Annotated in this window: 7 protein-coding genes and 2 tRNA genes; 4 read left to right on the top strand and 5 right to left on the bottom strand. The window is 39.5% G+C overall.

The genetic code is table 11. The annotated features are described in order from the left end of the window. Positions 1-218 precede the first annotated feature (218 nt). Positions 219-290, bottom strand: a tRNA-Glu gene (locus AC1DND_RS14865). Between the two features lie 30 nt (positions 291-320). Next, positions 321-393, bottom strand: a tRNA-Met gene (locus tag AC1DND_RS14870). A gap of 114 nt (positions 394-507) precedes the next feature. Here AC1DND_RS14870 and era point away from each other — a divergent pair. The 4 genes from era (at position 508) to AC1DND_RS14890 (ending at position 4,182) form a co-directional block, all read left to right on the top strand. Further along, on the top strand, positions 508-1,404 hold the full coding sequence (era, locus tag AC1DND_RS14875; protein ID WP_477582717.1) for a GTPase Era: 897 nt from the start codon (positions 508-510) through the stop codon (positions 1,402-1,404). Positions 1,405-1,420: 16 nt separating this feature from the next. Next, the gene (locus AC1DND_RS14880) at positions 1,421-1,927 is read left to right on the top strand and encodes a TlpA family protein disulfide reductase (protein ID WP_477582719.1); all 507 of its coding nucleotides are present in this window, start codon (positions 1,421-1,423) and stop codon (positions 1,925-1,927) included. Positions 1,928-2,081: 154 nt separating this feature from the next. Further along, a complete protein-coding gene (der, locus tag AC1DND_RS14885) occupies positions 2,082-3,383 on the top strand; it encodes a ribosome biogenesis GTPase Der (protein WP_057931453.1) in 1,302 nt (433 codons plus the stop codon). A 289-nt stretch (positions 3,384-3,672) separates the two neighbouring features. Continuing rightward, positions 3,673-4,182: a GNAT family N-acetyltransferase gene (locus AC1DND_RS14890; protein WP_477582721.1), complete on the top strand. Its 510-nt coding sequence runs from the start codon at positions 3,673-3,675 to the stop codon at positions 4,180-4,182. A gap of 214 nt (positions 4,183-4,396) precedes the next feature. Here AC1DND_RS14890 and AC1DND_RS14895 read toward each other — a convergent pair whose 3' ends face one another. The 3 genes from AC1DND_RS14895 to AC1DND_RS14905 form a co-directional block, all read right to left on the bottom strand. Continuing rightward, the gene (locus tag AC1DND_RS14895; RefSeq protein WP_477582723.1) at positions 4,397-4,903 is read right to left on the bottom strand and encodes a GNAT family N-acetyltransferase; all 507 of its coding nucleotides are present in this window, start codon (positions 4,901-4,903) and stop codon (positions 4,397-4,399) included. Between the two features lie 104 nt (positions 4,904-5,007). Then, positions 5,008-5,604: a short chain dehydrogenase gene (locus tag AC1DND_RS14900; RefSeq protein ID WP_477582725.1), complete on the bottom strand. Its 597-nt coding sequence runs from the start codon at positions 5,602-5,604 to the stop codon at positions 5,008-5,010. Between the two features lie 208 nt (positions 5,605-5,812). After that, positions 5,813-6,849 (bottom strand): histidine decarboxylase (locus AC1DND_RS14905; protein ID WP_477582726.1); only part of this gene is annotated, 1,037 nt, incomplete at its 5' end.

The following is a 6,849-nucleotide window of genomic DNA, read 5'->3' on the forward strand; positions in this document are numbered from 1 at the left end:
TGACACCGGTAATAGTAAAGTTTGCTAGTATAAAATCTGGTAAGAACAATTTAAGTAAAGAGGCTGCAGGGGAAGTCATATAAAGTGAAATAGTAAAATGCAAAGCTATTTGTTTTTACCGTCCTCCACAACTTTTGGTATTGATCCGAAGATTGTGCGGATTGCTTTCCCTGGAGCATAAAAAAAGCACCAATCTTAATTAGATTGATGCTTTTCAGTAGCCCGTAGGGGAATCGAACCCCTGTTTCCAGAATGAAAATCTGGCGTCCTCACCCCTAGACGAACGGGCCATTAAATTAGAGTGTCTTTCAACTCTTYGGTAGCGGGGACACGACTCGAACGTGCGACCTTCGGGTTATGAGCCCGACGAGCTACCAACTGCTCCACCCCGCACTCTATACAACTCGTTTTTTTCTTTGAATTAAATCCTTAACTCTGTTTCCGAATTGGAATGCAAAGATATAATTCGTTTCTTTGTGCTGCAAATTTTTTTTAAAAAATATTTTAATGGCGCATAAAGCAGGTTTTGTTAGTATAATAGGTAAACCAAATGTAGGTAAATCTACCCTCATGAATGTGCTTGTAGGCGAGCGACTTAGCATTATAACTCCTAAGGCACAAACCACAAGACACCGCATTTTAGGTATCGTAAATGAAGAAGAATATCAGATCGTTTTCTCTGATACTCCCGGTATAATTAAGCCAAAATACAGTTTACAAGAGAGTATGATGAGCTTTGTTAACGGATCTTTGACCGATGCCGACGTACTTTTATTCGTAACCGACATCAACGAAGAGCACGATGAGGGAGACGTTATGGAGAAAATTCTGAACCGTAATATCCCTACAATTGTCCTCATCAATAAAATCGATAAAGCATTACAAGAACAGGTTGATGAGAAGATTGCCTACTGGCAGGAGAAGTTAAATCCGGTTGCTATTTATGCAATTTCGGCTTTGCATAAACACAATGTCGACGGATTATTGGACCGCGTGCTCGAAATGTTGCCAGAACATCCACCATATTACGACAAAGAAGATTTGACCGATCGCTCAGAACGTTTCTTTGTTTCGGAGATTATCCGCGAAAAAATCTTCCTTAATTATCAGAAAGAAATTCCTTACAGTACCGAGGTAATTGTGAAGAGTTTTAAAGAAGAGGAAATGAAAAACGGTAAAGGTGCATTGATCAGGATTACTGCAGAAATTGTGGTCGAACGCGATTCGCAAAAGAACATTCTAATCGGTACAGGTGGAAGCATGTTGAAGAAGGTAGGTACCGAAGCACGTTTAGAGATTGAGAAATTTTTAGACAACAAGGTTTTCCTGGAGATGTTTGTGAAGGTAATTCCCGATTGGCGAAGTAAAAAGAATTATTTAAAAAGCTTCGGTTACGATAATTAATTTCGATTTTTAGGATATGAAGATAAATTTAACGTTTCTCTTATTGCTGATCGGTACAGCAGTTTTTGCCCAGGAATCAAACAATGGTAAAAAATTGTGGGCAAAATCTATCCTGAACGAAAAAGCGCCAGACCTGGTTGTTGAAAAATGGATTTCAAAACAGCCCGATACCAAAGGGAAGTTTGTACTGATCGATTTTTGGGCAACCTGGTGCGGACCATGCAGGGCATACATCCCTACATTAAACGATATTCAAAAGAAATATGCCGATAAAATTGTAATTATTGGTGTTTCTGATGAAGCAGCAGAAAAAGTAGAAGCTTTTAATAATCCTAAAATCAACTATTTTGAAGCCGTAGACACTAAGGGGACAGTAAAAGACTCACTTCAGGTTAAAGGTATTCCACATGCTATTCTTATCGATCCGAAAGGAATTGTTAGGTGGGAGGGCTTCCCTTTATTACAAGGAAATCAATTAACAGAAGAGGTAATAAAAGGACTTTTAGAAAAGTATAAAAATTAATATTAATGGAGGTTACGAAAATTAACCTTACCTTTGCAGCCCGAAATAAATCGGTTAGTAGTTGATAGTCAATGGCTGATAGCCAAATAGTTTGAGCAGCTTGCCTAAACATCACGACCATTAACTATAAGCCATTAACTATCAAAAGAACACCATGAGTAATATTATAGCCATCGTAGGCAGGCCAAACGTAGGCAAGAGCACCCTTTTTAATAGATTAACCGAAAGCCGTAAGGCGATTGTAGATGATATCAGCGGGGTAACCCGCGATAGGCACTATGGAGTGGGTGAGTGGACAGACAGACAGTTTACAGTAATCGATACTGGTGGTTATGTAGCCAACTCAGAAGATGTTTATGAAGCCGCCATCCGCGAACAGGTAATGATCGCCATCGAAGAAGCCAGTGTATTAATCTTTATGGTGGATGTAACCACAGGCATCACCGATTTAGATGATGATATTGCCCAGGTACTGCGCAGAAGTAATAAACCTGTTTATGTTTGTGCAAATAAAGTAGACAATACCGCTTTATATAACGAAATCCATACTTTTTATGGTTTCGGATTAGGCGAAGTATATGCATTATCATCAATGACGGGTTCTGGAACCGGAGAGTTGTTGGATGAGATTGTTAAAAATTTCGAAGATATTCCGGAAGAAGAAAATCAATTGCCTAAGATTACCATTGCAGGTCGTCCGAATGTGGGTAAATCTTCTCTGGTTAATGCATTAATTGGTAAAGAGCGTAATATTGTTACCGCCAATGCAGGTACAACCCGCGATTCGATCAAAATTCATTATAACCAGTTCGGTCATGAATTTATGCTGATCGATACTGCCGGATTGCGTAAAAAAACCAAGGTTAAAGAAAACTTAGAGTTTTATTCGGTAATGCGTACCATTAAAGCTTTGGAAGAAGCTGATGTTGTGGTATTAATGATCGATGCAGTAGAAGGAATCGAAAGTCAGGATATCAATATCTTCCACCTGGCCGAGAAGAACAAAAAAGGGATCGTAATTTTGGTAAACAAATGGGATTTGATCGAAAAAAATACACAAACGATGAAAGCTTTCGAAGAGCAGATTCATGAGCGTATCCGCCCGTTTACCGATGTCCCAATTGTATTTACTTCGGTATTGAACAAGCAACGTATCTTCAAAGCAATTGAAGCGGCTTTAGAAGTTTATAAAAACCGTAGCAAGAAAATCCCTACATCTAAATTGAATGATGTGATGTTGCCACTGATCGAGAAATTCCCACCACCGGCATTAAAAGGAAAACACATTAAGATTAAATACATCACGCAAATTAATGCTACTTCGCCAATGTTTGCCTTTTTCTGCAACTTGCCACAGTACATTAAAGATCCGTATAAACGTTTCATCGAGAATAAATTAAGAGAAAACTTCGATTTTTCTGGTGCACCGATCCAGATTTATTTCAGACAGAAATAGGTTTGAGGTTGAAGATTTAAAGGTGGAAGGCGTAGGGCCAATATGCCTAAAAACCAATGTTATTTAAAACAGGGCTGCATTCCATAGCGAAAGCAGCCCTGTTTTTGTTTTTGCTATTCATGTCATTCTGAACGCAGTGAAGAATCTGTTTGTTATTAAGTTTTTGTTCGTCGGGATTTGAAATCCCGTCGCACTGTTCTGTGGATTTGAAATCCACGAAAGTCTAAACTCCAAAGACGGAATTGCAAATCCCGACTAACGGGATAAAAAATACCCTTACCTTTGTTTCATGCAATTACAAGTACAAAACAGCCTGGCAGCCGACATCGATGTCATTTTCAAGTTTTATGATATGGCTATTGCTCACCAGAAGAAAGTGTTTAACAAACACTGGCAAGGCTTTAGTAGAGAAATGGTGCAAGCCGAAATTGATGAAAACCGCCAATATAAAATTCTTGTAGATGGCGTGGTAGCCTGTGTATTTGCCATTACGTTTAACGATCAGTTAATTTGGGGAGAACGGGATCATGATGCGATTTATATCCACAGGATCGTAACCCATCCCGAATTTAGAGGTTATTCTTTTGTGAAGGAAATTATCAAATGGGCTAAGGATTACGCCGCAAAGAATAACATTAAGTTTATCAGAATGGACACCTGGGCGGATAATGAAAAACTACTCGAATATTATACAGACTGTGGCTTTGATTATGTTGGGGTAGTAAGCATGGAAAAAACTGATGGACTACCGAAACACTATCAGGGAATTAGTTTGAGCTTGTTTGAAATCGTATTGTAAATTATAAAACGGTCGTCATGCTGAACTTGTTTTATTGGTAGTCTTTATGATTTTAAAGGCCTAATAGCCACTTCGTGGTCAGCATCTTTTTAGTATCGTCCTCGTTTGCAACGAGGATGAATGAAATACACATTTGTAATATGTTTAAATCACTTAAGCCGATGCAATCGGCATAATCGTACATCCTCGTTGCAAACGAGGACGATGGGTTAAATCATTTCAATTCAATTTTCCAGCTTAACATATCATCAACTTCTCCAATATGGATAAAGTTGTTTTTTTCTAAAATGGAATACGAGGCCACATTATCTTTTGTAGTGGCGGCAAAAACGGATTTCACTTTTGGCTGCGCTTTAGCCCATTCTATTAATCGGCCAACTGCTTCCGTCATAAAACCCTTACCTCTAAATTCTTCGTAAGTACCATAACCAATTTCAATTTCGCCATTTGGATCAGGCTCACCAACAAAACAGATATCGCCTACCATTCTATGATCGCGTTTAGATATGATTGTCCATAAGGTATGGTACAGATAATCTTTATCCTTATCAAAAACGTTAGGTAAAATCGTTTCCTCCAAAGCATCATGAAGCGAAGGAGAAATGTTTTTTTTGGTTGGCAAAAGGCCAAACTCTTCTTCAAGTGAATGATCATCTTTAATGTATTTTAAAAGTTGATCGTGTGTTAATGGTCTTAAAATGAGGCGTTCTGTTTCTATCATGCTTGAGTTTGTTAGATAGACCAATATAAAGCTTTGGGTTTTGAATAACCAAAATTTTAGAACAAGCTTTTGTTAAAAAAAATGTCTTAAAATGCCGAGTGTAATTAATAAACCTTTATTACCTGTCCTGTTACAATGCCCAGTACACTTTTTTCGTAAGCTTTAACTACTTTCTCCATACTAACCGGAATTTCGCCAGGAAAAGAATCGAAATAAGCAGGCGAATCTTCAACCACGTTGGGGCTGACGGCATTTATACGAACCCCATTTTCAAGTTCTGGAGCAGCAGCGAGAACAAAAGAATTTAATCCTCCATTTATTGCGCTTAGTACGGCGCCTGCTGCAACGGGATGATCAGCCAATATGCCCGAAGTTAGCGTAAATGAGCCACCTTTATTAATGTAATGCTGACCGATAAGCACAAGGTTAACCTGGCCCAATAGTTTGTCTAGTAAGCCGCTCTTAAATACCTCACCCGTCATCTGGCTTACTGGCGCAAAAGGGCCTTTTCCGCTCGTACTGATCAAAGCATCGAATGGCCCAATCTGCTTAAACATGGCTTTAATCGATGCTTCATTGGTAATATCTACCCGAACATCGCCTTTGGTATTTCCTACGCGGATGATCTCATGTTTTTGTGCAAAAGCTTCAGCTACTTTTTTGCCCAACGTGCCTGTCGCGCCTACAATTATTATTTTCATAGCGTATTATGTTAACATAAAAAGGTACATATAATCCCGCAAATTTCGCAGAAGAGCGCTGATTTGTAATTTTACGCTGCGTTAATCTGTGTGATCAGCGGGAAATTGATAGCCATAGTACAATTACTTATCACTAGGTGTGTTTAATGTGTAATACTAGTTTAGCGTCGTTATTAAACATCAAGGCCGTTAAAATGTTTGTATCGCGTCAATCCTGCAACACAATTTCTGCTTTTAGGTCGGTAATCAGAAGATCGATATGCGCTTGCGTTACGTTGGGCATGCAGATGATATGCGAATTTCCCTGCTCAGCTGCCAGTTGCCATTTTTTACAAATTGTAGCAGATGGGGTAGGGAAGTTTACGGTTATAGCATTCACGTTTCGCCATGCAGCAATACCCAGCGCCTTAAGTTTTTGCTCGGTATAAGCTGCAGTTGCTAAACTGTGCATGGCCCTGGTTTTTAAACCTGTTATACCCAAACGTTTAATGGTGTGCCATAAAAATAAGGGGCTATGGCCATTTCTAGATCCGGTAATGGTGGTATCAACACTTCCGATGTAAGCCACCGAACGGGCAATCCGATCACGGTTTGATTTTTTGGCAATCACCACACCGCAAGGCATCGGCGAGCCAAAAAACTTGTGACCGCTAATGGCGATGCTGTCTGCACCATCTTCAAAGTCGAATGCTGGTCTGGGTTCAATCAATGCACTGTAGGTGCCAGAAAGTGCAGCATCGGCATGGATATAATAATGTTGGATAGCCAGTTTTTTTAAGATGCTTTTAATTTTGGCCACATCATCACGGGCCTCGGTCATGGTGGTGCCAATATTCGCCATAATGATAACAGGCATGTGGCGGTTCATCCTAATGGTGTGTTCAAGGTCTTCGTAATCGATTTCTCCATTTTCCTGGGTACGGATGACGATGTTTGACATGTTGAGTAAGTGCAGGTTCTTTTGTACACTATAATGTGTAGCTTCAGAGTAATAAACCATTCCTTTTGGATGTAATTCGCGGGCAAGGTACAAGCCATAAAGATTTCCTTCTGAACCGCCATTGGTTACATAACCCCACCAGTTATCTGCAGGCGCTCGGAAAAGTTCAGCAAAAAACTGGACTACTTCTTTTTCGAGTTCACGTGAGCCTACGGCATAGGTTGAAGTAACAAAAGGATCACCCAGGTTGTTCATCGGATATTTTAAAAAATCTGAAAGTGTCTGATAATCGAAGTCCTTTGAAA

The sequence above is a fragment of the Pedobacter sp. 01N416 genome, assembly GCF_056399685.1.